Here is a 26,095-nt window from a genome sequence, read left to right on the forward strand (position 1 = left end):
GAGAGGCTAGGACTTTTGTCCCAGCCTCTTTTTTCGTCTAAAAAAACATCTAGCAAAATTGCTAGATGCTTCAAAAACCACTATTTTTTAAACGTTTAGAACCTTATCCAAGAATTCTTTCAAACGTGGGTGTTGTGGGTTGTCGAAGATTTGGTCTGGTTTGCCATCTTCGAGGAATTCACCGTCTGCGGTAAAGATGACGCGGTTGGCTACTTGGCGGGCAAATCCCATCTCGTGGGTAACGATGATCATGGTCATGCCTTGCTCTGCCAATTCTTTCATAACGTTCAATACATCTCCAACCATCTCAGGGTCAAGGGCAGAAGTAGGTTCGTCAAAGAGCATAATATCTGGATTCATGGCAAGTCCACGTGCGATAGCCACACGTTGTTTTTGACCACCGGAAAGGCTGTTTGGATTGGCATCGGCTTTATCTGCGAGTCCAACTTTTTCCAACAATTCCATCCCGACTTTTTGAGCTTCTTCACGGGTCATCAGTTTGTGCTCTACTGGCGCAAACATAATGTTTTCAAGGACGCTCATGTGAGGGAAGAGGTTGAAGTGTTGGAAAACCATCCCGATATTTTCACGGACCAAATCAACATTGGTTTTTGGATCGGTTAGATCATAGCCATTTACGGTAATTTGTCCTTTTGTAACTTCTTCGAGGAGATTGAGACTACGAAGGAAGGTCGATTTACCAGAACCAGACGGTCCGATAATGCAGACCACATCCCCTTCGTAGAATTTTGCTGAGATTCCTTTTAAGACCTCATTTTCACCATAGTATTTGTGGAGGTCATGGACATCAATTTTTAATTTAGCCATTAGTTAACCTTCTTTTCTAATTTTTTTGCAAATCGTGTTAGCAAGGTGATAATCACGAGGTAGAAGACGGCAAGGATCGCATACATCTTGAAACTTTGGTAGTTTCGAGCGATGATGATCTTACCAGTTTGGAAGAGTTCTACCAATCCGATCGCAGAAACGATAGTCGTATCTTTCAGGGCAATGACGAATTGGTTAACAAAGTTTGGAAGCATGAGTTTGGTTGCTTGTGGCAAGATGATCTTGCGCATGGTCTTACCATAAGAGATCCCAAGGCTTCGGCTGGCTTCCATCTGTCCAATCGGTACAGCTTGGATCCCCCCACGAACAATTTCTGCAATATAGGCAGCAGCATTGAGGGAGAGGGCGATGGTACCTGCAACAAAGTCGTTGATTGGGGATTGATGACCTGTGACCGATTCAATCAAGTTTGGAATTCCCCAGAAGATGAAGGCAGCGAGGATCATGAGTGGGATTCCACGAATGACATCGACGAAGATTTCCGCTGTCCAGCGGAGCCATTTATAAGGGCTAACACTAAACATCCCAAAGATAACACCGATCACCATAGCAATGGCGAAAGAGAGAAGGGCAAGGGCAAGAGTGACACCCAAACCACTTAACAATTGTTTGTAGTTGTTTTGGAGCAAGCCCCAGATCGTTGTTTCATCTGCTGTTGTACTTGAAGTACTTGATTTGCTATCTGCTTTAAGGTATTTATCGAGAATCTTTTGGTATTGACCGCTTTTCTTCAAGTTTGCAAGACCGTTATTGAACATTTCGATCAATTCAGGATTTTCACCCTTCTTAACGGCAAATGCTAGTTGACCACTTGGAGTTCCTTCGATAGGTGTTTTGAATTTACGTCCTTGTTTAATAGCGTATTTGATAACAGGTTCGTCATCCATGATCGCTGCGACAGAACCAGAATTCAAACTATCGTACATAGAAGCTCCGTCAGAGAACGTTTTGATCTTGTAACCATATTTCTTTTGGTTTTCTTCAAGGAAGTTTTGTGAGGAAGTACCGTTTTTAACACCGACTGTCTTTCCTTTTAGGTCATCATATGAATCAATCTTGCTGCTTTCTTGAACGGCTAGAATAGAATTGGCCGTGTAGTATGGTTCAGAAAAATCAAATGTTTCTTTCCGAGCATCTGTTACGGTCATCCCTGCGATCATTCCTTGCGCATGGCCGGATTGGACATCACTTACCGCTGCGTCAAATCCAGGATTATTAATCTCGATGGTAAATCCTTGGTCTTTGGCAATAGCCTTGATCAAGTCCATATCGATTCCTGTGTATTTGTTTTTTCCATTTTGGAAGACAAATGGTGCAAAAGATGAGTCACTTGAAATTACATATTTTGATTTTTTAGGAGTTGCTTTTTGACCAGCAGGAGTAGTTGTTTCTGGAACGGTACTGTTACTTGATGATTGGCTTTCACCAGTCCATTTCTTGATGATCTTATCAAGTGTTCCATCAGCTTTCATTTGAGCGAGAGCCTTGTTAAATTCAGTGATCAACTTTTCATGATTTCCACCTTTTTTTACACCAAAGGCAAAGCCACCGACTGCTTCCCCGTCCATATTGATAGCTAGGTCCTGCCCCTTTTGAATGGCGTATTGAATAACAGGTTGGTCATCCATCACCGCATCGACCGCACCAGCTGATAAACTGTTGTACATGAGATCACCAGTATCAAAAGTCTTGATCTTGTAGCCGTACTTGTCCTTGTTTTTATCGAGGAAGCGTTGGGCTGCAGTTCCGTTTTTGACACCGACTGTCTTCCCTTTTAATTGGCTGTACTTCGTGATTTTATCGGCTTTCGTAGTCGCGATGACAACTTTTGTATCGTAGTAAGTATCAGACATGGTGAAGACTTTTTCACGTTCTGTTGTTTTGGTCATCCCTGCCATGATGGCATCCGCTTGACCAGCTTGAACTGCATTGACCGCTGCATCAAATCCTGGGAAGGATTTGTCCAAATCCCAGCCATTGATTTCAGCGACCTTGTCCAAGATTTCTACGTCAATTCCTTTATAGGTTTGATCTGAATCCTTAAATTCAAATGGTGCATACGCTGTATCGAAAACGACCTTGATCGTCTCAGCATGAGCATGACCAGCGAATGCAACGAATGGAAATAAGAAAAGCAAACATGCTAGTAATTTTTTCTTCATTTCTGTCTCCTTTAAATTCTTTTCTCTTTGGGTATTTGACCCATGAGCACATTGACCAAAGGATGGCCTTAAAAAAACAAATCATTCATACCAAAACGAGTATGAATGGTCTTATGTTTTTCTACAAGAGCTATTATATCAGAAAAGACGTTGCTTTGCAAGAAAAATCGAGTTTTCGTGTTAGGTTTTCTTACATGAAACGATATTGCAGCTCTAGATTTTCTTTGCTACAATGGACCTATCAGATAAATGGAGGTTGATCATGAAGAAAGGAAAGATGATTCAGGATATAAAAACTAACACCTCATGGCCAGTTCTTATTTCTATACTATTTTATGTATTATTAGCATCTCTCTTTATAGAAGGAGGCCTTTGGATTGGTAGTGAACTTGTGGGGCCATTTTCCTTAGTGATAGGTTTTCTAGTGGAGTTCTTTTCGCCAGGAAATGGGACAGCAAGTATTCAAGAATTTTTCTACCATTATCTTCTCTATTATGAGCTTTTCAGTTTTGTAATCATACTATTTCTCTTTATTTTTTGGGTGAAGGTCATAGAGAAGAATGCTTTATCAAGCTTAGGCTTTGTAAAAAGAAATTGGCTCAAGTATCTAGTCTGGGGGATCATGATTTCACTTGTTCAAATGGGAGTGATCGCGCTTGTCTACCAAGTAAGTGGCATCGGGTCTTTTGTGTTAAATGAGCTGAGTTTAGAGCCCTTGCTTTTTATCCTAGGATTATTTCCATTTTGGCTTCTGCAAGGGGGGACGGAAGAAGTAGCGACGCGAGGTTGGCTTCTGACTCGGATTGCTGCAAGAACTAATCTGCCTTTAGCGATCGCGATTTCTAGTAGTCTCTTTGGCATTCTGCATATGGGAAATGCAGGAGTGACCTTCTTATCCGTTCTGAATATCATCCTCGATGGAGTGCTGGCTGGTCTGCTTTTTATCTATACGGATAGTATCTGGCTAGTGGTCGCCCAACACGGCACTTGGAACTATGTACAAGGAAATCTCCTTGGTTTTCAAGTCAGTGGCACAGGCGCAGATGCGTCTATCTTTAGTTTTACCATGGGAGATGGACCTGTCTGGTTGACCGGAGGGGCATTTGGAGCAGAAGGATCAATCATCACCACTCTGGTTCTTCTTGTATCCCTAGTGATTGTATATCGCTTAGGGGAGAGGAAAGAAAAGTTTGATGACTAACCTCTGTGTAATGTCTGAAAGTCATATATGAAAAAGACAAACACCAAAAATGACGTTTGTCTGCCTTCTGAGTCGAACACATATTGATGAGTTCGGCTTATTTTATATAATGGGAATAATTAGCTTGACTTGTGCACCATGATTAATATTTTCTAAATGCATCGTTCCATTATGAAGTTTCATGACGCGTTTTACGAAAGATAAACCAAGTCCATAGTGACTTTCTTGAGAGGGTGTTCTTGCTTGGTCATCTTTATAGAAAAGATTTCCAGCATTCTGTAATATATTTTTTGAAAAATTAGATTGGTTATTCCATATAGTTAGAACTAATTGACTATTTTCTTGTGAAATTGTTAGCTGGATTTGTGCATCATTTTCTTTTTGATGTTGTATTGCATTATTAATGATATTTGTGATTGCTCGGAAAAATAGATTGGAATGAATTGCAATTTGTGTTGATGGAGTTACTGTGTTTGTAAAAATAAAATGTGTATTTTTGGGGAGTAAAGGTGAGATATGTTCCTGTAATTGATAAATTACTTGTTTAATTGATATGTTTTCAAGTTGAATATCATGGTCGTAAAAGGTTTTGGAGTATTGGATGAAGTGGTTAAAATAATCGTTTAATTGAATACTTGCTTGCTCAAGATCTTTTAGACATTCCATTACTTGAGGTGTTTGCTCGGTAGATTGTAAGAATTCAGCATTTCCTCTGATGACAGTTAGAGGAGTTCGAAGATCATGTGCAGCGCTAGATACTTGAAACATGAGTTCTTTTTTTTGTTCTTTTTCATGTTCAATCCTATTTTTTATATCAGATTGCATTTTTTCGATCAGTTCATTTGTTTCAATAAATTCTTTAATCTGCAAATGGTGATTTTCATTTTTTGTGAAATATAGACCACTATGATAAACCATGTTCATTTCTTTTTGAATCTTGGTTAATAACTGTCTAATATTTATTACAATGATAACAATTAAAATGATGCAAAGATAAATCCAAGAACTGACGCTAAAAAATAAAGCAAAGTGATTGGCATTTTTCTCATTAATTCCAGACACAGAAGATAGAAGAGCTGGAACTATGTAAAAAAGTATAAGACATAGAAGAAATTGCCAAATGATTTTAAGGTAGGTACGCTTAATGAGTTGCTTGATTGTCAATTCTTTTTCCATTTGTATCCTCCTCCCCAAACGGTTTTGATGGGATCAATTTGATGAATCTTAAATTTTTGTCTAATTTGATAGATGTATTCGGTGATTGACCGTAGTTGAGCATCAGAGCTTACAGGATAAAGATAATTGTAAAGTTCTTCTATGCTAAATATTCGGTTTTCATTTTTGGCTAAAAGATAAAGTAAATCAAACTCTCTCTTGGTCAGTGATATTCTCTTTGATTGATAATAAACTTCTTGACGATCTCGATAAAAAGTAATATCTGAATTCATTTCTTCTTTAGAGGCAGGGTGAGATCTTTCTTCTCTACGAAGATGCATTTGAATTCTTGCAATCAATTCTTTAATGCTGAATGGTTTTGTGATGTAATCATCGGCTCCGGCTTGTATTCCTTTTAATAAATCTTCTTCAAAATCTTTAGCGGTTAGAAATAAGATTGGAGTAGCAATTTGTGGACGAATGGAACGACAAATATCTAAACCAGAAATAGGCATCATGACGTCAAGTAAAATTAGATCAAATCCAGTAAAGTCACAGATATTGATCTCCTCTATATTTTTACGAGTTTCCACGTGAAAGTTGTTTGCTTCTAATGCATTCCCTATTAATCGTAAGATTTTTTCATCATCGTCAATGGCTAAAATTTTATACTTCATAGTTCCTCCAATTATATGAGCATATTATAGCAAATATAGAATGTAATTTGTTGAAAATAAAAAAAATAATTATTCTGAGAATTTCCTGATTTTCTCCTGTTATACTTGCTCCAAGTGAAGGTGGAATTTCACTAAAAGTCAGAAGGGAAAAAGAATGAATGATAACAATTCAAAAGCTACATAAGGAATATAATAATAAAATTGTCCTTCAAAACGTGTCTTTCAAAGCTAAGAAAGGTGAGATTACTGGATTGATTGGACCGAATGGATCTGGAAAATCAACTTTAATCAGAATTTTACTTGGCTTAGAAAATAGTCAAATGGGAATGGCATTGATCAATGGCAAAAAATACTCTCAATTGGGAGATAATCCTTTTTGTATTGTTGGATCGTTCCTTGACAGTTGCCAACCTTACCCAACCAGAACAGGATTTCAGCATCTTCGGTGGATTGGGTTGGCTTGTGGGGTTGATAGAAATAGGTGCAAGGAATGTTTAGAGTTGGTGGGGTTAAGTGAAGCTAAAAATAAAAAGGTAAAAGACTATTCATTAGGAATGAAGCAACGTCTTGGGTTAGCAACAGCCTTATTAGCAAATCCTGACATCTTAATTTTAGATGAACCAATCAATGGACTAGATCCAGAAGGAATTCGCTGGGTACGTAATTTTTTACAATCTTTTGTCAATGAAGGTAAAACTGTCTTAATGACAAGTCATTATATGAGTGAGTTAGAATTAACTGTAGATCATTTGGTTGGTATTTCTAATGGCAAAATTGTTATTGATGCTCCTACAAAAGATATTTTGAAACAGTTTGGCTCTTTTGAGGAAGCATATTTTAAAGCACTCGAAGGGAAAGAAGGTGAATAATTTGTTGAAGCGTTCCTTTTTTAGTGACCTTTATAAATATAGTAGTTTACCTACTTTTAAAGTTACTTTTTTTCTTATTTTGGGAGTTAGCATATTTTTTTCAATTCAAAATATCCAGGTGATAAATGCCTTAGTAGAAGGAAATGGACAAGCGGTTAACCTTGATCCATCTATGTTATCATCGAATCCAGTGTATACAGTCAGGGATGCTCTCTTATCTTCACCCTACCAAGCAAGTGTTATTTTCTTGCCAATTCTTGTTTCACTTGTTTATTCAACCCATTATCAATTTGGTGATGATTATTTTAGCCAGTTATTGATTCCTAACTGGAAAGTTCGTCTTACTGGGTTTATTGCAAGTTCGATTGTCCTATCGTTACTTTCTACTTTAATATTTTCTATAGTAAACGCTGTTATTTTATTCGTTTTTCTAGATTCAACTCTAAAGAATTTATTAGAATTGACATTGTTTTTAGATGTCACGGTAAGAGTTATGATATTTGCAATCGTTCTTACTTTATTAGCTTTACTTTTCGTAATCATAACGAAAAAATCAATGACTGCATTAATTGCAGACGTTTTATTATTGGTAATCACCTTATCAGGTATTCTAAGAGGAATTTCCTCTAAAATAGAAAATCTATTGCCTTTGATTGGAGCAAAGTCATTTGCATTTGGTCGAATTGAAGGGACTCAAACGAGCCAATTGTACGGCTTTACACTTTTAGTAGTAGAAGGGATCTTGTTCTTGGTGTTCATAATGGTTGTAGAAATGATTCGAATGAGGAGGAAGAATGGCAAGAATATTATTTAGTCTTATCGTCAAAAAATATAGTTTAAAACCCGTAAAGTACCAGATAGCTATACAGTCACTTTTGATAGGTTTTGTGTGTCTCTTCGGTGTGTTACCAGTTTCAATCAATGATACTGTTGTACAATTATCTATAAAGCAAGCTCTTGTTTTTGCCTCAATGCTCTCTGTTAGTATAGGGTGTGTTAATGCATTTGTTGAGTTACAATCACACGAAACAAAACTAGTTTATTTGGTAAGTGGAAAAAGGATCTTAAGTTCAATTAGGATCCTGTTCGTAGAGTTATGTGATGTAGTACTACAATCAACCTTGTATTTCATTGTATTGCTTATATGGTTTCATTTTTTTAGTAGCGAAAATGGTGTCAGTTTAGAAATTTTCAGCTTCTATTTGATTGGCTCCATCCAATACTTTTTGATTTCTTACTTTTTAAGTTATTTTTTCAAAAGTCCAATGGGGAGTTTAGCTATTTTATTGCTATTTCCTATTTTAGTACAACCATTCATAGAAAGAGTAGTGGAACCATTGACTAGTTACCTATTTTATAATATTGTTGCAGATACAATATTAGGGAGAGCTTCCTATTTGCAACTCTGTACTTACATTATTGGATTTGTATGTTCACTTGGAGCAACTCTCTACTTCTTGGTAAGGAATCAAGAAGTTAAGTAGTAAATAAAAATGATACTGATGAGCAAACCTTGCTAATTTTGTATATCATGGACACTGATGTTTATTACGTATTGCATGGTTTTAGAATAAAAGACAAGACTTTCGAAGTAAATGCGAGAGTCTTGTTTAGTTTTCACGCTAATGCGTGTCCAATTAATTATTTTGTAATATGTTGTTTTCCCTTTCATTCCTCATCTCAGAGAATTCTAGTGATTTATGGTAAAATAAGGTCTATATATGTGAGGTCAAAGAGATGATTAATCGAGTAACAGATAACAAATTTAAACTAGTATCGAAATACCAACCGTCTGGGGATCAACCGCAGGCCATTGAACAGTTGGTAGATAACATCGAGGGTGGAGAAAAGGCCCAAATCCTGATGGGGGCGACTGGTACGGGGAAGACCTATACCATGAGCCAGGTCATTGCCCAAGTCAATAAACCGACCTTGGTCATCGCCCACAATAAAACCCTAGCAGGGCAACTCTATGGGGAGTTCAAGGAATTTTTCCCAGAAAATGCGGTCGAGTACTTCGTCTCTTACTACGATTACTACCAGCCAGAAGCTTATGTGCCCTCTAGCGATACCTATATCGAAAAAGATAGTTCGGTCAATGATGAGATTGACAAGCTTCGTCACTCAGCAACATCAGCATTGTTAGAGCGTAACGATGTCATCGTTGTCGCATCTGTTTCATGTATTTACGGTTTGGGTTCGCCGAAGGAATATGCCGATAGCGTAGTGAGTCTGCGTCCAGGTCTGGAGATTTCTCGTGATAAACTACTCAATGACCTGGTGGACATCCAGTTTGAGCGCAATGACATCGACTTTCAACGGGGGAAATTCCGTGTTCGAGGAGATGTGGTCGAGATTTTCCCAGCTTCTCGTGATGAACATGCCTTCCGGGTGGAGTTTTTCGGGGACGAAATTGACCGCATCCGTGAGGTTGAAGCTTTGACGGGTCAAGTCCTTGGTGAAGTGGACCACTTGGCTATTTTCCCAGCCACTCACTTCGTGACCAATGATGACCATATGGAAGTAGCCATTGACAAGATTCAAGCGGAACTAGAAGAGCAGTTGAAGGTCTTTGAAAAAGAAGGTAAGCTTTTGGAAGCTCAACGCCTGAAACAACGTACTGAGTACGATATTGAAATGCTACGGGAGATGGGCTACACCAATGGGGTCGAAAACTACTCCCGTCACATGGATGGCCGGAGTGAAGGAGAGCCTCCTTACACTCTCCTTGACTTCTTCCCAGAAGATTTCCTCATCATGATCGATGAAAGCCACATGACTATGGGACAGATCAAGGGCATGTACAATGGAGACCGCTCGCGCAAGGAAATGCTGGTCAACTATGGTTTCCGTTTGCCGTCTGCTCTGGATAACCGGCCACTGCGTCGGGAAGAGTTTGAAAGCCATGTCCACCAGATCGTTTATGTGTCAGCGACACCGGGTGATTATGAGATGGAACAAACCGATACTGTCATCGAGCAGATCATTCGTCCGACAGGTCTACTCGATCCTGAGGTGGAAGTGCGCCCTACCATGGGACAAATGGACGATCTCTTGGGTGAGATCAATGCGCGTGTAGAACGTGGAGAGCGGACCTTTGTCACTACCCTGACCAAGAAGATGGCAGAAGACTTGACCGACTATTTCAAGGAAATGGGGGTCAAGGTCAAATACATGCACTCGGACATTAAGACCTTGGAGCGGACAGAGATTATCCGTGATTTGCGTTTGGGCGTTTTTGATGTCTTGGTCGGTATTAACCTTCTTCGTGAAGGGATTGACGTACCGGAAGTGAGTCTAGTTGCTATACTTGATGCTGACAAGGAAGGTTTCCTCCGTAATGAACGCGGATTGATTCAGACCATCGGTCGTGCAGCCCGTAATAGTGAGGGTCACGTCATCATGTATGCGGACACCATGACCCAGTCTATGCAAAAAGCCATTGATGAAACAGCTCGCCGTCGGAAAATCCAGATGGCTTATAATGAAGAACATGGCATTGTTCCACAAACCATCAAGAAGGAAATCCGTGACCTGATCTCTGTTACCAAGGCGGTGGCCAAGGAAGAGGACAAGGAAGTGGATATTACCAGTCTCAACCGCCAAGAGCGCAAGGAACTGGTCAAGAAACTGCAAGGCCAAATGCAAGAAGCCGTCGAAGTGCTTGACTTCGAATTGGCAGCACAGATCCGCGATATGATGTTGGAAATCAAGGCTTTGGATTAGATAGGATAAAGCGAATGAAGATTATCATTAAAACAATGGAAACTCCTGAAGAGATAGAAGGAAAATCTCTCGTTCATTGGCAAACGTGGAGAGAGGCTTATGACGATCTTTTACCCGCGGAATATCAGGAGACGATGACATTAGATAGATGTCGTTTCTTTAGTCAAAAGTATCCAGAAAATACCTTGATTGCGATGGATGGAAAGAAGGTCGTTGGATTTATCAGCTATGGAAATTTTTGTGATGAAGCCATTCAAGCTGGTGAAATCATCGCCTTATATGTTTTAAAAGATTACTATGGAAAAGGTGTGAGTAAACAGTTAATGCATGCTGCATTTGCTGCTCTCGATCATTTCTCTGAAATTTATTTATGGGTATTGAAAGATAATAAGCGAGCCATTGCTTTCTATCAAAAAATGGGTTTTACTTTTGATGGCCAAGAAAAAATACTTGAACTTGGAAAACCTGTTAAGGAGTTGCGGATGATGTGTTCTACAAATAAAACTTCCTAAAGGACCTATCTATCAATCTATGAACCATTATCAATTAATCAAGTAAAAAAATAAATGAGATAGAATGAACCAAAGAGATGAAGGAGAAGACGAATGAAAATTTTAGTGATCAATGGGCATCCTGATAAGGAAAGCTACTGTCAAGCCATTTTTCAAACCATTGTCAAAACTATTGACTCAAATCGCCACGAGCTCCAAGTGATCAGTCTCAATGAAGAGGACTTTGACCCGGTCCTTCGCTACGGCTACCGAAAACGGATGGAAGAAGATTCCTTTATCCTTCGTTCTCAAGAATGGATCCAGTGGGCGGATCACCTGATCTTTGTCTATCCCATCTGGTGGAGTAGTATGCCGAGCCTTATGAAGGGCTGGATCGACCGGGTCTTTACACCGGGGATTGCCTACTCGGCCAATGATCAGGGAAGCTTTATCTGGAATTACCTCAGAGGCAAGCAATTCAAGAAGTTGCTCAAAGGAAAAACAGCCAGTATTTATGCGACCTCCATGGCGCCTACTTGGTGGTACAAGATCTTTTCAGGCCCTCTCAACATTCCTGATAGTTATGGCATTTCTGTTTTGAAAAATGCCGTCTTGAACCACTGTGGGATTAAAACCAAACGCGTGTGTATCTTGGGAGAGGTTGGACGGGATGTGAACACTGCTAGCATTCGGGAACAGCATTTCCAAAAGGTCGCAGCAGAAGTGAAGAAACTTTGATCAGAGATGGGAGACTACTGATAAGTTAGTGTCTTTAGTTGTATTTTGAATAGGTTTTAGTTAAACTATTAATATAATTTATAAAACATAGGGATGATTCAATATGCTGCTATTTATCTATATGATCTATGTCGTTCTTTCACTATCCAAAATGAAAAATGAAGGAAAAAGGGTCTCTATTTTTACTAAGGTAATTGTTTACGGCCTATTGATTCTCTCTTTGTTTATGTTCTATTTCAGATTTTTGGCATTTTTATTTAGTCCATTGCCATTTTTGGGCTTTCTAGCGGCTCTTGCTATTGGAGGTATGATGCTATCTCTTAAACTAGTTATTGCCCTTGCTTTGCTTTTGTTATCTCTTAGCCTATTCTTAGATAGCAAAAATAGTAATCCGGAAACGCCTCTCATTGATCATTGGCTACGGTTGGCAGTCCATATTCTGTTGATCTTTATTTAAGGGAAAAACTCCACTTTCAACCTTGAAAGCGGAGTTTTTTTTGTCCTTAGAAATTAGTAACCCACCAGAAATGGAAGTGAAAATTCTCAAATGAGGGTATCCACTCAATGCACATTGACGAACCTCTGAATTAACTTTATAATATAGTTAGTTACAGCATTTCTAAATAAGGAGGCTTCTCTATGCTTAAGCGGTTAAATGGTTTTAAAATGTTTTATTTATTCTCTCTAATTTTTTTAGTCATTGAATTACTATTGGTTGTTTTTGGTCTATCCTTTATTCCGATTCTCTGCAGTTTGTGGTTTGACTCTCTGTTTTTCGTATTATTTTGCCATATTTGGAGCAACTTTTATAAAAAGAGTGGAGCTGAATCGGTTCATGCTTTCTCATTCATTTTTAGTTTCATTTTTACTTTATTTTTTTGGGGTTTTCTATGCCTGTCCTTTTCCGATAATGAAAATACTATGATCCCTCCAATCTATCATAGTGCGGAAATCCAAGGGAATTATGTTGAAATTCCCCATGGGGTGATCCCTATAAGAAGTCGTGATTACTATGAACTAGTCAATCCTTTTATTATGAAAATAAAAGCGAAATATAGTGATGAAGGGTACTAATCAGAAAGTTGTTTTTTCTTATTCATTATTTCATCTATCTCATTTGTATGTACAGATTACGGTTAAGATTGTCATTAGGAACCAAGAGAATGTAGAAAGTATTTTTAAACTTTTGCTGTTTTTTCCCGTAAGGGATAGAAGTATAATGAAAAAACAAAGCAATGGTATAAATGAGCTTCAATCATGTAAAAGTGACTAAATGTGTTTTTTATTGTATTATATCTCCTATTTTTTGTGATTTGGATTGGACAGATATATTTGCAAAGTTTAGGTTTATCGTTTATTCATTTTTTGTTGAACAAATGGTTTTCTTTACTATTTATCACTATATTTTTTCACCCATGGTTTTTTTATAAAAAAGGTCATTTAAAGAAACTCATACCTTTCTCCATTTCCTAACTGTTATAGTTGGATTTGGTATTTTTATGGTTAGTTTCGCGATATTTCAGGTAGCCTCAACTGTTGAATTTTCAATCATGAACTATCGTTTGGAAGGTGATGTAATTTTTTTATACGAACAGCCTTTATTGCAATTCCCAGCTTACCATGAATTAATCAATCTCTTTGGCACGAAGAAAGAAATAGAGAAGAAAGTTTATATTGATTAATTGTCAATATCATAGAAAGGAAATATATGTCACGTACAACGCCTACTATACTGTGCAATCTTTGCATGGTCGAAGATCTTGAAAATAGGAAAGTAGTCCTCCAATACCGCTCACCTGAAAAGACTCACTGGGCTGGCCATGCTTTTCCAGGTGGCCATATCGAGGAAGGAGAAAGTCTTGCTGAATCCGTCATTCGTGAAGTCTACGAAGAGACAGGACTGACAATTGCAGATCCAAAACTGGTTGCAGTCAAAGACTGGGAGCCAGATGAGGGAGGACGCTATATTGTCTTTTGCTACAAAGCAACAGAATTTACAGGCCAGCTCAGATCGTCTGAAGAAGGAGAAGTTTCTTGGGTTGAGAAGGACCAATTAGAAAAGTTGGACTTATCCTACGACATGCTTCCTCTGCTGGAAGTGATGGAAGACCCAGATTTATCCGAGTACTATTATCGCAAACGGACAGACGACGACTGGGAAAAATTAAGATTTTAAGGAAAGGGGCTAGAGGTATCTAGTTCTTTTTTCTCTTCAAATTTCTCTTCAAAGATAAAATGTTGCCTAAAGCACTGAGAATATTCCATTCGTGCTTGAATCTGCTCAGAAAAAGTACTATAGTATAAGCATAAAATACAATTGTAATCTTTCATACTGTGAATAGAAAGAAGGCAAGATATGAAATTACAATTTAGAATCCTTATAGGAATTTGCTTCTTGATCGGTGCCTTAGTCTTTGCATTTCAAAAGGAATGGTTATACGCTTTGCTGTTGCTTTTGGTTGGGGCTTCTTACCTTTATAAAGGAGTGCGTCGATGAAGAGTGAGTGTTTAAACATCAAGGGGCTAAACGTTTGGTATAAAAAAGACAAGCCCATTATAAAAGATACGAATTTGCTTGTACCCAATCATTCTGTAGTCGGGTTGATTGGTCGAAATGGAGCTGGGAAGACAACCTTGCTAAAAGCTTTAAGTAGTGTCTTTGATCATCGGCAGTATGCAGTTGAGACTGTTACTATAGAAGACAAGGCAACCTCTTTTCATACGAATTTCTATAAGAGCCGTACCTACACAGTTTTTACTGAAAACAATAGTTTTTTAAACTGGGATTTTGTTCATTACTTTAATTTTGTCTGTCGTTTGTATCATCGAAAGAGAGATGAAACGTTATTGCAGGACCTGATCTCAGGCTTTCGTTTTGAAGAATTTCTCAACACCGACATTGGTAGTTTGTCAACGGGAAATAAGAAGAAAGTCTTCTTGATCACAGCTTTTTATCTCAAACCTCCTCTCCTTATTTTGGACGAACCATTTGATGGCCTTGATTTTGATGCGACAGAATTTCTATATGGTTTGCTATTGCAGTATAAAGAAGAAGGCTCTATTCTGATGAGTTCGCATATTGCAGAGAGTATCGTTCGGGTCTGTGAAACAGCTTATTCTATTGAAGATGGTCACCTAGACGCGATCGAATCGAATTTAGAAGATTGGTTTCATGACGTCAATCGTCAGAGGGGGTAGAGCATGCTACTAGCAATTTTTAGAGATTTGGTGTCCAAAAATCGGCTCATCTTGTTCTTGACTTCCTTAGCCTTTGCTCTTTATTACCATCTTGTTGGGGCCAAATTTTCTACGAGCTTTCAAGTCTTGTTGATCAGTACGGCTATTGTTACTGCTCTATCAACCTTTCAATTGCTCTATTCCTACTTTTCGATGGACAGGGTCCAGGCCTACTACCAGCTTCCTTTGTCTCTCAATCGTTTCAAAGGGTCTTTTCTGACGGTAACCTTTCTTCTCAATTTACTAGAGCGCGTGCTGTTATTGATTCTCTTTTTGGGAGTCAGGTTAGACCTGCTGCAATCCATTAAGCTCGCCCTCCTTTCTTTCCTAGTGATACTAAGTGTGTTTTATGTCTTTATCCAGTTCAATACAAGGCCAAGTCTTCTAGGAGGAGTGCTCATTTCTGTAACGACTGTTCTTACAGTATCTTCTTTATGGGTCCAACAAGTGCCCTATATGATCTTACTTTCAGCCTTCATTGCTGTCTTAATTTTTAAAAATGAGGACTTGATCGCGATTTCAAAAAATGATCAGTTACTCGTTTCAAAGAGAAGAAGTGGAAATTATTTTTGGATTTCCTTGTTTCAAGAGCGCTATTTTTCCATCAATTTTGTCTTTACTCTCATCTTCCTCCTTCTCATTCTGATACAGGATTATGAGGCTCCTTTAAAAATCATCATCCTGTTAACGATTGCTTCTGTCAATACGCCATTAACCACTCTCATTTCCGCTGATAAAGATTTGATCGATCATGTTAAGTCTCTCCCTAAGAGTCGGTTCTTTTACCTGATGTATTACCGTGTGTTGCTGACCTATTTCCTATCTGTCAATCTATTTGTTGCTCTTTTATTAAAAATGGTGGTCATGCCTGACTTGGGGATCCTATTTTTACTAGGAGTGATGATTCTAGCAGTAGTGGAAGCTGTTTTGCACTTACTGATTGAAATCTATTTCCCTTTAAGAAAATGGAATTTAAAGAGAGAATGTTGGAAGCACCCAAGAAAATACATTGTTCCTAGTATCGTCTTCTTACTTAGTTGGAGTCTCCTTTTCTGCTTCTAAGGAATTGCCCCTTTGCTTGTATCTGCTTCTTAATTGTAGTATGATAGAGGAGTTGAAAAGATGCTAGAAAAGGTGGCAAGTATATGAAAGATTTTCACTTTGATGCAATTGCTGCATTTGAAAATTATGAAATCGAAAAGATGAGAGATGGCCATGTGGTGGTGACAACCAAGGTCGTGGAATCATCGCTCAATTATTATGGAAATGCGCACGGAGGCTATCTCTTTACCCTGTGTGACCAAGTCAGTGGTTTGGTAGTGGTTTCTCAAGGGGTCGATGGGGTAACCTTGCAATCTTCGATCAATTACTTGAAAGCAGGGCGTCTGGGTGATGTCCTGACCATCCATGGCGAATGTGTCCACAGTGGACGGACGACTCGAGTTGTGGATGTCGATATTACCAATCAAGACGGGGCCAATGTCTGCAAGGCAACCTTTACGATGTTTGTTACGGGAGTGAGAGATGAATCCGCACAAGTACGCATTTAAAAACTATATTTTTGATTTTTATGGAACCTTGGTCGACATCGAAACGGATGAGTCGAGTCCCCTTTTATGGGATACCATGGCTCAGATCTACCAATCCTACGGGGCAAGCTACACAGGAGAAGGACTGCGCCTGCGTTATAGAGAGTTGGTGCAACAAGCAGAAGAAGACTTGGCTAAGGAAAAACAAGTTGCCTACCCTGAGATTGATCTGACGGTTATCTTTGTGCAATTGTATTTAGAAGGCCATCCAAGCGGGAATAGTGTTGTCCACCTCAAAGAGTGGGGACGTTTGATTTCGCGGACTTTCCGTGTCCTTTCTCGCAAGCGGTTGGAGCTTTATCCTCATACGAAAGAAGTATTAGAGGATATGAAAGCTGCAGGTTGCCGAATCTTTCTCTTATCCAATGCCCAAGCAGATTTTACCAATCCGGAGATTGATTTGGTTGGTTTTAGAGAGCTTTTCCATGCCATTTACTTGTCATCTGATGCAGGTATTCGTAAACCTCAGCCCGAGTTCCTCTTGGAAGTGATGAAAGAACACCAGTTGAACCCTGAGAAAACGGTCATGGTGGGGAATGACTTTACGACAGATGTTGCTGTTGCCCAAAGTATCGGGATGGAGAGTATCTTGATCAATACCTTCCCATACTCTGATGTTGAACTGCGAGAGCAGAATCAAGCAGGTGTGCGCGTGATTCGAGATATTCAAGAATTGCAGGAAGATTGAAAAATATTATCTATGTAGGGAGGCCAAGTCGCCTCCTTTTTTCTTGAAAATGCTACAGTCGAGCAGGATTTGTCAAATTTTCGCTTTCATGGTATACTATGAAAGTTAATTTGAATAAGGAGATAAAAATGAATAACTTACCAAACTGTCCAAAATGTAACTCTGAATACATCTATGAAGATGGAGCGCTCTTGGTGTGCCCAGAGTGTGCGTATGAATGGAACCCAGCTGAGGTCGAAGAAGAAGAGGGTGTCGTAGCGATTGATGCCAACGGAAACAAATTGGCTGATGGCGATACAGTGACTTTGATCAAAGATTTGAAAGTGAAGGGTGCACCGAAAGATTTGAAACAAGGTACGCGCGTGAAAAATATACGTATCGTGGAAGGAGACCACAACATCGATTGTAAGATTGATGGCTTTGGTGCAATGAAACTCAAATCAGAATTTGTGAAGAAAATCTAAAGATAAGAAGAAGGGCCTAGCCCCTTTTCTTTCAGGAGGATACTATGAAATTCAAACTATTATTTAGCTATCGTTTTCTATTGTTTATCTTAAGTGTACTCGGTGTTTATCTGCAACTGACCAAGCATGGTGGCTTTGGCATGATGCTCTATTACACCATTTTATCTAACATGTTGGTCATGTTCTTTATGGGAGACATGGTTTGGCGCATGGTTCGAGGTCGTTCGACCCAGACTCAGGGCTACCTTCGTATGAAAGGCGCAGTTACCATGTCCATTATGATCACCTGTGTCATCTACCACTTTATGTTGGCGCCTATTGCGACACCAGAGAAGTTTTATCGTTTGGAAAACTTCCTCTGTCATTACATCGTTCCTTTGATGTTCTTCTTTGATACTCTAGTGATTGATAAAGCCAAGCAATACCGTAAGCTCGATCCCTTCCTTTGGACCTCGATTCCCCTGGCTTACATGCTCTTTGCCCTTCTCAATGGATTGGTCTTGAAGTGGCCAATTCCAGGTGCAAAAGATAGTCCCTTTGCCTATTTCTTTATCAATGTGAATAAATACGGCTGGGCCTTTGTGGGCAAATGGGTGGTGATCATTTTTATCGCTTACCTCTTAGCTGGCTATGTGCTCTATGGGATGAAAAATATCAAGCGGAAATCGGCTGCTTCTTAGTAAAAACCGAACATTATTCGGACGTAAAGTCATGTTTTTAAATTTTTTTGAAAAATGTTGAGTTTTTTCTTGCATGTCGTTTGAAACTGTGATATAGTTATCTCAATTAAATAAATCCTTTAATCCTGTCCCGTGAGGCAGGCAAGGAGACTGTGAAAAACAATGGCTAGGACCATAGGGCGAGACTCTATCCTCTTAGACCATTCATTTGCTGAACCTCCTTGAAAAAGGAGGTTTTTCTTTTACAATTAAGGAGGACTGAATGAAAACCAAAGAAGTCGTTGATGATTTGACGATGAAACGGGCCATTACCCGGATCACCTACGAAATCATTGAACGAAACAAAGATTTGAGCCAGATTGTGCTGGTGGGGATCAAGACGCGTGGTGTTTACATCGCTCGCCGGATCCAAGAACGCCTCTCTCAGCTGGAACAAATCGATGTCCCTGTAGCAGAACTAGATACCAAGCCTTTCCGAGATGACATGAAGGCGACTGAGGATACAACGGTCTTACCAGTTGATATCGCTCATAGAGAAGTCATTTTGATCGATGATGTCCTCTATACAGGTCGCACGATACGCGCTGCCATTGACAATTTGGTCAGTCACGGTCGTCCTGCTCGAGTGAGTCTTGCGGTTCTAGTCGACCGTGGGCATCGGGAGTTGCCGATTCGTCCGGACTTTGTTGGGAAAAATATCCCGACAAGTAAGTCAGAGGAAATCATTGTCGAGATGGTGGAGCTAGACGGTCAAGACCGCGTCCTCATCAGAGAAGCTTAAATAAATTGTAAACTATTTGCATTCACATTATAAAAGGAGAATCAACATGTCTGAAAATCAAATCGCTCTTAAAAACCTTGTCTCAATGGAAACTCTTACCAATGAAGAAGTAATGGCATTGATCAAACGTGGGATTGAGTTCAAAAACGGAGCTAAAGCATCCTACGAAGACCAACACATCATCTCAAACCTTTTCTTTGAACCTTCAACTCGTACCCACAAAGCCTTTGAAGTGGCAGAGTTGAAATTGGGATGTGATCTCCTTGACTTTGATGTGAAGACAAGCTCTGTGAACAAAGGGGAAACACTTTACGATACCATCTTGACCATGTCAGCTCTTGGAGTAGATGTCTGTGTCATCCGTCATCCTGAAGTGGACTACTACAAAGAATTGGTTGAAAGCCCAACGATCACAGCCTCTATCGTCAATGGTGGAGACGGTTCAGGTCAACACCCAAGCCAAAGCTTGCTTGATTTGATGACCATTTACCAAGAATTCGGTCACTTTGATGGCTTGAAAGTTTGTATCGCTGGGGACTTGGATCATTCACGTGTGGCAAAATCAAATATGCAAATCTTGAAACGTTTGGGAGCAACCCTTTACTTTGCAGGTCCAGACGAATGGAGAAGTGCGGAATTTGAAGACTATGGAAGTTTCGTCACTATCGATGAAGTCATTGAAGAAGTAGATGTGATGATGTTCTTGCGTGTGCAACATGAACGTCATGATTACGAATCACTCTTCTCTAAAGAAAACTACCACCGTCTTCATGGCTTGACTCAAGAACGTTATGAGCGTATGAAAGATACAGCGATCTTGATGCACCCAGCACCAGTCAACCGTGACGTTGAAATTGCGGACCACTTGGTAGAAGCTCCTAAATCACGTATCGTAGAACAAATGACCAACGGTGTCTTTGTCCGTATGGCCATCATTGAAGCCGTCCTTAAAGGTCGCGGTGCAAAATAAGATAACTGACCATTCATTGAAAGGAAAGGAAGAGGACAGAGTAGAGAGCTACATGGAATCTGACTTTCCTTTTTTTGAGGAACTATGATAAAATTGGACTAGTGTAAAAGAAGGGAGGGGTTCGATGAAACGATTATTGGTCCTAGAGGATGGGACTGTATTTGAAGGGGAAGCCTTTGGTGCAGACTTATATGTGACTGGTGAATTGGTCTTTACGACAGCCATGACAGGCTATCAAGAATTGATCACGGATCAGGCTTTTAGTGGCCAGATCCTCTCCTTTACCTTTCCAGTTATTGGCGCAACAGGGATCAATCGAGATGATTCTGAATCCATTACGCCCACTTGTTTAGCAGTAGTCGTTCAGCATCTGGTGGAGATGCCAAGCAATTGGCGGCAGCAGATGACCTTGGATGAATTCTTGAAGCGAAAAAAAATCCCTGGTATTGTAGGGATTGATACGAGACAGGTGGCAAAAATTGTGCGCAAGTATGGACGGATGAAGGCGACTGTCATTAACAAGGGGGATTCAATCGAGCATATCCTGGATCAGTTGCGAGCGACAGTGCTTCCCAAAGACCAAGTGCGTCAAGTCTCGACAAAAACGGCCTATGCTGTACCAGGTTTTGGAAAGAGTATTGCCTTGATCGATCTAGGGGTCAAGCACTCTGTCTTGCGCCAGCTGAGTCAAAGGGACTGTAATGTCACGGTCTATCCCTATGATATCTCTTATGATGAACTGATGGAACAGCAGCCCGATGGCGTTATTTTATCTAGTGGGCCTGGCGATCCCCATCAGGTAAAAAAACTCTGCCGCTTGATCAAAAAGCTCAATGGACAGATTCCGATCTGGGGCATGGGCTTGGGAGCACAGGTACTGGCTCAAGCTTATGGAGCGGAGCTAGCTCCTATGGAAGTTGGACACTTCGGATTAAATATTCCTGTTCGTGAAATTGCGACAGGAAAAATCGAGATAACGAGTCAAAATCACTTGTATAGTATCGCACGCGATAGCCTACCCCATGATTTATTGGTCACGCATGAAAACGTCAATGACCATAGTATCGAAGCTTTTCGCCATCGTTACCAACCGATTTTAGGGGTTCAATTCCAAGTGGATGCTAGTCCAGGGCCAAGGGAAAATCTCTATTTTTACGATGAATTTTTAGAGTTGATTGATGCCAAAATTCACGAAAGTAGAAGGGAGAAGGAATAATGAAACAAAACCAGAAATTGCTTCTCCTATGTGGAGATTCTTATCAGGATATTAGCCTCTTGGCTGCGGTAAATGAAGCCCAAAAACTCAATGCCAAGGACGGGAATGCTCTTGTCCTTTATCTGGGCGAAGAAAATACTATCACACAAGAAGCTGGAGAACAGGTTGTGGTCAGCAAGCTCAAGCTGGATGCTCTTAGGACGACTCTTCTTTCTTGTACTGGATCTCGCTTGCTCCTAGCTTTTGCGGATAAACAGATTTTAAATCTCTTGTTCCGATTGGAAGAAACTGGATTTTTCAAAGAAGCATCGATCATGATTGTCGGTCCGAGTCTTCAACGCTACCGGACCTTTTATCAGCAGGCGGACCAACGACGCCTTTTTCAAGAGTTGGGCTATCAGGTACCCGCTTCCGCCCTGGTCGGTTCTGTTCGAGAAGCCATCGAGTTTTCTGAAGGCATTCAATTTCCCATTATGATCTGGCCGGTAGCGAGTAAGCAAGGGCAGGGACGAAAGATTGCTCATAATCTAGATGACCTGTGCGAAGCAGTGGAAACGGGACTTTCAGTCTCTCCAAGTCAGCAGTGTTTGCTAGAGTTTTCGACCTATGGCTTTAAGGAATTGGATTTTGTCGTCATGCGCGATCGTGAAGACAATCACTACCTGGCGGCCTCTATTGAAAGCATTGATCCTGTCGGGATCCACTCTAGTGACTCTTATCAATTTATGCCAGCTGTCACCCTGACTGACCGAGAGTTTCAAAATCTTCGAGAAGCAGCGATCCACATCAGTCGCTATTTGAAGCTGACAGGAGCCATTTCGATCAAGTTTGCTCTTGATCCGACGAGCTATGCTTTTTATATTCTAGAGGTTAATCCATTTGCTTCCGATAGTATCTCGATGGCCTCTATGGGCTTGGGCTATTCCTTGTTTGAGCAAGGAGTTCAGTTACAATTAGGGCGCTCTCTCGAGCATTTGCCTCATCCCTTATTAAAGGATTTAAAGGCCGTTTACGAACCGAGTTTGGACTATATCTTCTTTAAGATCCCGATTTTTTCTGATGCTGCTAAAAATGCCCGCCTCAATACCCAAATTCACTCTTATGGGGCAGTTTATGGATTTGGGAAGAGAATCGATGAAGCTTATCAACAAGCCTTAGAAACCATTAAAGATAAGAACTTGCTGACCATCCTTCCTGAGGAAATGAGCGATGATGAATTAATCCAGAAAATTGCTCGTCATATGCCCCACCGGCTCTTCTATATCTTAGAAGCTTTGAAACGTGGTTTTGAGTTTGAGGAACTCTTGGATTTGAGTAAATTAGCACCAGTTTATTTGCAGGTCCTAGCCAACCTTGTAGCAATGGAAAAAGCAGCAGAAGTTGCAACAAGCCCAGCCTTTCTTCCGGTTGAGCCATCAGCTGGCTTATATGAGGTCAAAGCGGGAGCAGCCTATTATCTGACCCAAAACGGAACCAATGAATCATTGGGTTTGGACGCTGCTTGTGTCTTGGTGGATGATCTAGAAATCTGCGATGAGCATTTTTACCAAAAGGTGAGAAAGCAAGTGAAAGAGCTGAAAGAAAAAGGACAACAGGTGATCTTAGTCACGAATCGTCCTTTTACAGAATCTTTGGCAGATAAAATCTATTATCTTCCTATTAATGAGACAAGCCTTCACCTGATTCAGAAAATTGATCAGGTCAAAGATATTATCAAGCTTTCTAATAGACAATAAAGGATCCGGACAATCTATCCGAATCCTTTTTTGTTTCTTATTTTTTGGTCACAATACCGATAATGGTATCAACTGCGCGTTCCATGGTTTGGAGACTTACGTATTCAAAGCGACCATGCATGTTTTCGCCACCGGCAAAGATATTTGGTGTTGGAATCCCCATAAAGGAAATTTTAGATCCATCTGTACCACCGCGGATTGGTTCAATGATTGGAGTGATTCCAAGATCTTCCATGACTTCCTTAGCAAGGGTAATCGGTGTCATATCTTTTTCAATCACTTGCTTCATGTTGTAATACTGATCTTTGAGGGTGAGGAGAACGCGTTCGCTACCGAGTTCCGCATTCATCTGATCAGCAATAGATTTCATGAGGTCTTTGCGTTTCTCAAAGCTTTCAGTTTCAAAGTCCCGAATGATGTAGCTAGCACTTGCTTCCTCGACAGTTCCATCGATGTTCATCAAGTGGTAGAAGCCTTCATAGCCTTCGGTTAATTCTGGACGTGCTCCTTCAGGGAGTTTGTTATGGAAATCAATGGCCAATTGAAGAGCGTTGATCATTTGACCTTTGGCTGTACCTGGGTGGACATTGCGTCCTTTGAAGGTAATTTCAGCCCCAGCTGCTGAGAAGGTTTCGTATTGAAGCTCTCCAAGAGGACCCCCATCGACAGTATAGGCAAAGTCTACGTCAAAATCCTCTGCATCAAATTGATCTGCCCCAACTCCGATTTCTTCATCTGGACCAAAGCCGACACGGATTTCTCCGTGTTTGATTTCAGGATGAGCTGTCAGGTATTCAATAGCTGTCATGATTTCAGCGATACCTGACTTATCGTCTGCACCCAGAAGAGTAGTACCATCCGTCGTGATCAAGGTTTGTCCCTTGTAGTTGTTCAAATGAGCAAAATCGGCTGGATCGAGTGTGAAACCAGAGTCACCAAGGGCAATGACACCCCCATCATAATTCTCAACGATTTGTGGATTGACATTTTCGGCATTGAAGTCAGCGGTATCCATGTGAGAGATAAATCCAATCTTGCGTGTAAAGCTTGGATCATTAGCTGGAAGCGTTCCAATAGCATAGCCGTTTGGCAAATAGTAGACGTTTTGAAGACCCACGCGTTTCATCTCAGGGATCAATACATTTGTTGCAAAATCAACCTGTGATTGGGTACTTGGAGTGGTTGTAGAGTTTTCGTCTGAACGTGTGTTAACCTTTACATAGGTAATAAAACGGTCCAACAAATTTTGGTATTTCATGGTCATTCTCCTTTTTCAGTTTCAATTAATTTGTGAATAGCATGGGCCACGCCATCCTCATCATTGGTCAGGGTGATGAAGTCTGCGATTTCCTTGACAGCAGTATTTCCATTTCCCATAGCGACGCTGTAACCAGCAAAACGTAGCATTTCAAGGTCATTATTGGCATCTCCAAGAGCCATGACCTGGTCTCTCCTGTAGCCTAATGTTTGGCTTAATGCTTGAAGAGCAGAAGCCTTGCTAGCTCCTTTTGGCAAGATTTCAAACAAGATATCCTGTGAACGAACAGTGTTAAAATCGGCTTCCAACGCAGCCTCGTGCTGAGCTTGGAAGGCATCAATAGCAGAAGGATCTCCTACATACATGGCTTGAAAAATAGGAACAAGGTTGGGTAGATCTTCTTCTGAGACAGGTGTCGGTTTACTATTAACAATGCCCGCATCCATCGTGACAATTTCACTGGCTTCAGGTGCGACCACTAGGTAGTGATCCATGTCAAATAAGGTTAGCTGGACATCTGTATCTTCCGTCAAAACATGCAACCGGTGCATATCCTCAAGGCTCAACTCTTCCTTGCCGATGATTTCCCAATTCTTAGTGGACAAGGTTGTACACCCGTTATTGATAATCATATAGTAGTTACCATCCGGAAGACCAATCTCTTCAAAGATAGGCCGTACACCCGCTAATGGACGCCCCGTACAGATCACAATGTCATAGCCGGCTTCATGGGCCCGGTGAAGAGCTTCAATATTACCTTTAGATAGAGTCTTATCCTCATGTAAGAGGGTTCCGTCCAAGTCAATCGCAATTAATCGAATCATTTGATTTCCTCCAAATCAAGAGGAACAAAGCCATCAATCACTTTTCCAATCACCCCAGGTTCCTCATCTAGTGGAATGATTTGATCACTATATTTCTTATTAAGGGAAACCAGTCGAATACCGTTGGCCTCACGAAAGACACGTTTGATCAACGTTTGCCCATCAAAATCAATGGCATAAATAGCCCCTGCCTGATCATAATAGGTTTGCTTGATTAAGACAACAGCCCCTTTTTCGTATTTAGGCTCGAGGGAATCCGTATGAATCCAAAAAGCCAAATCGTAAGGAATCTTTTGATCAAACCAAACGATATCAGCTTGCTTCTGATTTTGGTAAGCTGCAAAAGAATCATAGACAGAATACGAGTGGTATTGCTTTTCAATTTTCTGTCTTTCTTTCTGATGGGTCAAGAGACTCTTTCCGTAAGAAAGAAGATTTTCTTGATTTCCTTCATCAAGCTGTTTATATAATCGTTCAATCTCTGAATCAATGACTACAAAATCATTGCGCAATCGAGGGTCAATATCAGCAACTGCTACCTGGAAAAAGGCTGCAATCTTCTCTAAATTTTCGGGAACGGGAAGAGAAGTCCCTTTTACATATCCAGTTAGGGTACTTGCAGGGATTCCAGTAATACGAGATAATTCGATCTGCTTTTTTCCTTGTTCTTTCAGTAATTCTCTAATCTTTTCCGATATAATCCGTAATGCCTCTTTGTCTTGAGGGCTTGCTTTTCCACGACCTCTGGCCAACGTACTCACCTCCTTGTATTTACCCTTACTAT

The 26,095-nt window shown here is 40.3% G+C and carries 27 protein-coding genes; 20 read left to right on the plus strand and 7 right to left on the minus strand.

Annotated elements, in window-relative coordinates; genetic code table 11:
• Positions 1-87: 87 nt before the first annotated feature.
• Both HMPREF3002_RS03870 and HMPREF3002_RS03875 read right to left on the minus strand, forming a co-directional pair.
• Entirely contained in the window at positions 88-828 is a 741-nt protein-coding gene (locus HMPREF3002_RS03870; protein WP_023918276.1) for an amino acid ABC transporter ATP-binding protein, read from the minus strand.
• Positions 828-3,011, minus strand: a complete 2,184-nt coding sequence (locus HMPREF3002_RS03875; protein ID WP_070665334.1) for an amino acid ABC transporter substrate-binding protein/permease — start codon at positions 3,009-3,011, stop codon at positions 828-830. Before HMPREF3002_RS03875 ends, HMPREF3002_RS03870 begins: the two co-directional genes overlap by 1 nt.
• A 262-nt stretch (positions 3,012-3,273) precedes the next feature.
• Between HMPREF3002_RS03875 and HMPREF3002_RS03885 the strand changes: the two genes are divergently transcribed.
• On the plus strand, positions 3,274-4,212 hold the full coding sequence (locus tag HMPREF3002_RS03885; RefSeq protein WP_070665336.1) for a CPBP family intramembrane glutamic endopeptidase: 939 nt from the start codon (positions 3,274-3,276) through the stop codon (positions 4,210-4,212).
• A gap of 102 nt (positions 4,213-4,314) precedes the next feature.
• Here HMPREF3002_RS03885 and HMPREF3002_RS03890 read toward each other — a convergent pair whose 3' ends face one another.
• Both HMPREF3002_RS03890 and HMPREF3002_RS03895 read right to left on the minus strand, forming a co-directional pair.
• Positions 4,315-5,388, minus strand: coding sequence for a sensor histidine kinase (locus HMPREF3002_RS03890; RefSeq protein ID WP_070665337.1), 1,074 nt, complete (start codon positions 5,386-5,388; stop codon positions 4,315-4,317).
• Positions 5,373-6,044 carry a response regulator transcription factor gene (locus HMPREF3002_RS03895; RefSeq protein ID WP_070665338.1) on the minus strand — a complete coding sequence of 224 codons (672 nt, stop codon included), beginning with the start codon at positions 6,042-6,044 and terminating at the stop codon, positions 5,373-5,375. The genes HMPREF3002_RS03890 and HMPREF3002_RS03895 overlap by 16 nt, the downstream gene beginning before the upstream one ends.
• Before the next feature lie 158 nt (positions 6,045-6,202).
• On the opposite strand from HMPREF3002_RS03895, the gene HMPREF3002_RS03900 reads away from it, so the two are divergent.
• From HMPREF3002_RS03900 to HMPREF3002_RS03995, 19 genes are all read left to right on the plus strand, one after another.
• Positions 6,203-6,913, plus strand: coding sequence for an ABC transporter ATP-binding protein (locus HMPREF3002_RS03900; RefSeq protein ID WP_049496324.1), 711 nt, complete (start codon positions 6,203-6,205; stop codon positions 6,911-6,913).
• A gap of 1 nt (position 6,914) precedes the next feature.
• Positions 6,915-7,727: a hypothetical protein gene (locus HMPREF3002_RS03905; RefSeq protein WP_176745567.1), complete on the plus strand. Its 813-nt coding sequence runs from the start codon at positions 6,915-6,917 to the stop codon at positions 7,725-7,727.
• Complete coding sequence (locus HMPREF3002_RS03910) at positions 7,708-8,397, plus strand: hypothetical protein (protein WP_070665340.1); 690 nt, start codon at positions 7,708-7,710, stop codon at positions 8,395-8,397. The genes HMPREF3002_RS03905 and HMPREF3002_RS03910 overlap by 20 nt, the downstream gene beginning before the upstream one ends.
• Before the next feature lie 253 nt (positions 8,398-8,650).
• A complete protein-coding gene (gene uvrB / locus HMPREF3002_RS03915; RefSeq protein ID WP_070665341.1) occupies positions 8,651-10,639 on the plus strand; it encodes an excinuclease ABC subunit UvrB in 1,989 nt (662 codons plus the stop codon).
• Between the two features lie 14 nt (positions 10,640-10,653).
• A complete protein-coding gene (locus HMPREF3002_RS03920; protein WP_070665342.1) occupies positions 10,654-11,151 on the plus strand; it encodes a GNAT family N-acetyltransferase in 498 nt (165 codons plus the stop codon).
• A gap of 93 nt (positions 11,152-11,244) precedes the next feature.
• On the plus strand, positions 11,245-11,868 hold the full coding sequence (locus HMPREF3002_RS03925; RefSeq protein ID WP_070665343.1) for an NAD(P)H-dependent oxidoreductase: 624 nt from the start codon (positions 11,245-11,247) through the stop codon (positions 11,866-11,868).
• Positions 11,869-11,971: 103 nt separating this feature from the next.
• Entirely contained in the window at positions 11,972-12,325 is a 354-nt protein-coding gene (locus HMPREF3002_RS03930) for a diacylglyceryl transferase (RefSeq protein WP_070665344.1), read from the plus strand.
• A gap of 182 nt (positions 12,326-12,507) precedes the next feature.
• Positions 12,508-12,942, plus strand: a complete 435-nt coding sequence (locus HMPREF3002_RS03935; protein ID WP_070665345.1) for a hypothetical protein — start codon at positions 12,508-12,510, stop codon at positions 12,940-12,942.
• A gap of 634 nt (positions 12,943-13,576) precedes the next feature.
• Complete coding sequence (locus HMPREF3002_RS03945; RefSeq protein WP_176745564.1) at positions 13,577-14,044, plus strand: 8-oxo-dGTP diphosphatase; 468 nt, start codon at positions 13,577-13,579, stop codon at positions 14,042-14,044.
• 317 nt (positions 14,045-14,361) lie between these two features.
• The gene (locus HMPREF3002_RS03950; protein WP_070665346.1) at positions 14,362-15,066 is read left to right on the plus strand and encodes an ATP-binding cassette domain-containing protein; all 705 of its coding nucleotides are present in this window, start codon (positions 14,362-14,364) and stop codon (positions 15,064-15,066) included.
• A gap of 3 nt (positions 15,067-15,069) precedes the next feature.
• Complete coding sequence (locus tag HMPREF3002_RS03955; RefSeq protein WP_070665347.1) at positions 15,070-16,167, plus strand: hypothetical protein; 1,098 nt, start codon at positions 15,070-15,072, stop codon at positions 16,165-16,167.
• Between the two features lie 83 nt (positions 16,168-16,250).
• The gene (locus HMPREF3002_RS03960; RefSeq protein ID WP_003016342.1) at positions 16,251-16,655 is read left to right on the plus strand and encodes a PaaI family thioesterase; all 405 of its coding nucleotides are present in this window, start codon (positions 16,251-16,253) and stop codon (positions 16,653-16,655) included.
• Complete coding sequence (locus tag HMPREF3002_RS03965) at positions 16,630-17,382, plus strand: HAD family hydrolase (RefSeq protein WP_070665348.1); 753 nt, start codon at positions 16,630-16,632, stop codon at positions 17,380-17,382. Before HMPREF3002_RS03960 ends, HMPREF3002_RS03965 begins: the two co-directional genes overlap by 26 nt.
• A 128-nt stretch (positions 17,383-17,510) precedes the next feature.
• A complete protein-coding gene (locus HMPREF3002_RS03970; protein WP_070665349.1) occupies positions 17,511-17,846 on the plus strand; it encodes a zinc ribbon domain-containing protein YjdM in 336 nt (111 codons plus the stop codon).
• A 44-nt stretch (positions 17,847-17,890) separates the two neighbouring features.
• Entirely contained in the window at positions 17,891-18,526 is a 636-nt protein-coding gene (locus tag HMPREF3002_RS03975; protein ID WP_070665350.1) for a Pr6Pr family membrane protein, read from the plus strand.
• Between the two features lie 262 nt (positions 18,527-18,788).
• Positions 18,789-19,307: a bifunctional pyr operon transcriptional regulator/uracil phosphoribosyltransferase PyrR gene (gene pyrR, locus HMPREF3002_RS03980; RefSeq protein ID WP_049523388.1), complete on the plus strand. Its 519-nt coding sequence runs from the start codon at positions 18,789-18,791 to the stop codon at positions 19,305-19,307.
• 46 nt (positions 19,308-19,353) lie between these two features.
• Positions 19,354-20,277, plus strand: coding sequence for an aspartate carbamoyltransferase catalytic subunit (locus HMPREF3002_RS03985; RefSeq protein WP_049523386.1), 924 nt, complete (start codon positions 19,354-19,356; stop codon positions 20,275-20,277).
• 124 nt (positions 20,278-20,401) lie between these two features.
• Positions 20,402-21,493: a carbamoyl phosphate synthase small subunit gene (locus tag HMPREF3002_RS03990; RefSeq protein WP_024055662.1), complete on the plus strand. Its 1,092-nt coding sequence runs from the start codon at positions 20,402-20,404 to the stop codon at positions 21,491-21,493.
• Positions 21,490-23,229 carry an ATP-binding protein gene (locus HMPREF3002_RS03995; protein ID WP_070665351.1) on the plus strand — a complete coding sequence of 580 codons (1,740 nt, stop codon included), beginning with the start codon at positions 21,490-21,492 and terminating at the stop codon, positions 23,227-23,229. The genes HMPREF3002_RS03990 and HMPREF3002_RS03995 overlap by 4 nt, the downstream gene beginning before the upstream one ends.
• Before the next feature lie 37 nt (positions 23,230-23,266).
• Here HMPREF3002_RS03995 and pepT read toward each other — a convergent pair whose 3' ends face one another.
• The 3 genes from pepT to HMPREF3002_RS04010 are packed head-to-tail and all read right to left on the minus strand — an operon-like array spanning position 23,267 to position 26,063.
• Positions 23,267-24,487, minus strand: a complete 1,221-nt coding sequence (pepT, locus tag HMPREF3002_RS04000) for a peptidase T (protein ID WP_003011473.1) — start codon at positions 24,485-24,487, stop codon at positions 23,267-23,269.
• A gap of 2 nt (positions 24,488-24,489) precedes the next feature.
• Entirely contained in the window at positions 24,490-25,311 is an 822-nt protein-coding gene (locus tag HMPREF3002_RS04005) for a Cof-type HAD-IIB family hydrolase (protein WP_070665352.1), read from the minus strand.
• Positions 25,308-26,063: a LexA family transcriptional regulator gene (locus HMPREF3002_RS04010; protein WP_049486142.1), complete on the minus strand. Its 756-nt coding sequence runs from the start codon at positions 26,061-26,063 to the stop codon at positions 25,308-25,310. Before HMPREF3002_RS04010 ends, HMPREF3002_RS04005 begins: the two co-directional genes overlap by 4 nt.
• Positions 26,064-26,095: the final 32 nt, after the last annotated feature.

Origin of the sequence: Streptococcus sp. HMSC065E03, from assembly GCF_001815045.1 — a bacterium.
In the GTDB taxonomy this organism is placed as follows: Bacteria; Bacillota; Bacilli; order Lactobacillales; family Streptococcaceae; genus Streptococcus; species Streptococcus parasanguinis_AD.